Source organism: Nostoc sp., assembly GCF_036917455.1.
Lineage (GTDB): Bacteria > Cyanobacteriota > Cyanobacteriia > Cyanobacteriales > Nostocaceae > Nostoc.
The window spans coordinates 1-2720 of the sequence record NZ_JBALDK010000183.1 but is presented as its reverse complement, the minus strand read 5'-3'; the positions used below and the strand labels follow the sequence as shown (position 1 = coordinate 2720).

Sequence of the window (2720 nt, the reverse complement as noted above, 5' to 3'; positions counted from 1 at the left end):
CAATCAGCTAGCTATAAGTAATCCTTATCTTTACTATGTCTACTGATTAGAGAATTAGGTGTTATAAAGTATTAAAACATATAAGTATTTCAGCAATCGCTCTTTGGAGAAAAACTTTTTGGTTTACTGTTAATGGCGAATCGTTTAGCTTAGAACACAACAGCCACGGTCGCTACTATAGCTCTCATGGCACACCCTTACGCAACGATCGCGGTGAAGTTGATGCTGTGCTGGCAATGTCTTACGACATTACCGCTCGCAAACAAATGGAAATTGCCCTCAAACAAAGTGAAGCTCGCCTTCGGTTAATGGTGGCAAGTGCAAAAGAATATGCCATTTTAACCGTTGATCTCAACGCTATAGTCACCAGTTGGAGTGCTGGTGCCGAAGACTTGTTCAAGTATTCAGAAGCAGAAATGATTGGCTGTGACTGTCACAGCCTTTATTGCCTTGAAGACAACCAAAAAGACCGCGTTGGCAGGGAATTCCAGACCGCCCAAACTCAAGGACAGGCAGAAAATGAGTGCTGGCATATCCGAAAGGACGGTAGTCGCTTTTGGGGTAGTGGCTTTGTGATGCCCTTACGCGATGAAGCCGAGGAGGTGCAAGGATTTATCAAAATCATGCGCGATGTCACCTCACAGAAGCAAGCCGATGAACGCTTGCGGTTGCTCTATGACATCACCAGCGATCTGCTGGAGGTCGAGCAACCGATGACGCTAATGCACAACCTATTTGGCAAACTCGCACCCCAGCTAGAATTAGACTTTTACTACAACTACATTGTCGAGTCAAAAGACAACCGCCTCATCCTACATTTGAAAAACCATCAGGGCATTACTCAAGAGATCATAGAGGCGATCGAGTGGCTTGAGTTCGGTGAAGACCTTTGTGGATTGGTGGCTCAAGAACGCCAGCAAATCGTTCTCGATAGCGCCCAAGTTGCCACTGATCCTCGTGCCCACACTGTCCGTGATTTGGGTGGCACGACTTATGTCGGTCAACCGTTAATTATCCAAGAACGATTATTGGGAACCATCTGCTTTGGTAGCCGTACTCGCACTTGCTTTACCTCAGAAGAAATCGATTTGCTGCAATTGATTTCTGAGCAGATTGCGATCGCCCTCGACCGAGCCAACCTAATTGTCTCGATTCAGGAACATGCAGAACAATTGCAACGAGCCAACCAAATTAAAGACGAGTTCTTAGCAGTGCTGTCTCATGAATTGCGATCGCCCCTCAACCCGATCTTGGGCTGGTCACAACTGCTGCAAAGAGGCAAGCTCAACGCCGCCCGTCAACGCGAAGCACTACTAACAATTGAGCGCAACGCCAAACTGCAATCACAATTAATTGAAGACTTACTCGACGTTTCGCGAATTATGCAGGGCAAGCTGTCCGTAAAGGTGGCTCCCCTTAATTTAATCTCTATCATTTCTGCTGCCCTAGAAACGGTGCGTTTAGCAGCAGAAGCAAAAAATATTAACTTACAGATCGATCTTCAACTGACTGCACCTATCTCTGGTGACGCTGCCCGCTTGCAGCAAGTGGTGTGGAACTTGCTTACCAATGCCGTCAAATTTACACCAGATGACGGACAAGTAATCATTGAATTAAGGCAAATTGCAGGGCAAGCTCAGATCCGGGTGATCGATACAGGCATTGGTATTCAACCGGAATTTCTCCCACATGTGTTTGAGTATTTCCAGCAAGAGGATAGCTCAACGACACGCAGATTTGGTGGCTTGGGTTTGGGGCTAGCGATCGTCCACCAAATTGTCGAACTGCATGGTGGCACAGTCAAGGCAGAAAGCTTGGGTGAGAATCAGGGCGCAACCTTTATAGTTCAAATACCCATATTGAATCGGTCAGAACTAATTGTACCTGAGCCAGCCAAGGTTGAAACATTAAGCGGCCAGACTCCCTTAAGCAACCTGCGAATTTTGCTCGTGGATGATGATAAGTCTTCACGCAAGTTTGAAGCATTTTTATTAGAACAAAATGGCGCAAAAGTGACAGTCGTAGCATCTGGGCTAGAAGCATTGCAAGTACTTGATAGTTTCATTCCTGATGTAATTGTGAGTGATATAGGTATGGTTGATATGGATGGCTACATGCTGATTCAGCAGATTCGTTTGCGCCCACCGAATCAGGGAGGAACGATTCCGGCGATCGCACTTACCGGTTATGCCACAGATATTGACCAGCAAAAAGCCTTAACTGCTGGGTTTCAAGCTCATATTACCAAGCCATTAGAACCAGAGGAGTTAGTGAGGAAGATTCTCAACCTGCTAGAACACGGGGTATAAACCCGCATTTCTCACAAGCTTGAGGGGAAGGATGGGCAGAGGGGCAGAGGGGCAGGGGAGGCAGGGGAGGCAGGGGAAGAAAAAACTAATACTCGCATTTCTCACAAGCTTGAGGCGAAGGAGGGGCAGAGGGGAAAGAACTTGGTATTTGAACTCTCCTCTGCTCCCCTGCTCCCCTGCTCCCCTGCTCAAGCGCAGGCTTAATCGACATGTGGTGAGAAATCCGGGATAAAGTCCTCTTGTCGGTATCAAAAATTCTAGATCCCCCTAAATCCCCCTTTTGAAGGGGGACTTTGATTCCAGTCCCCCCCTTTTGAAGCTATCCATTATAAACATCTTTCTTAACAAAAGCTTTGACAAAAACCAGAAATTGTGTATGTTGTAAACGAAGATCCTAAAGCATAGCCAAAG

At 46.6% G+C, this 2720-nt stretch carries 1 protein-coding gene; it reads left to right on the top strand.

Features of this window, described 5'->3' with window-relative positions:
* Window positions 1-53: 53 nt before the first annotated feature.
* Entirely contained in the window at window positions 54-2309 is a 2256-nt protein-coding gene (locus V7K42_RS19320) for a hybrid sensor histidine kinase/response regulator (RefSeq protein ID WP_334918845.1), read from the top strand.
* The last annotated feature ends 411 nt before the right edge of the window (window positions 2310-2720 follow it).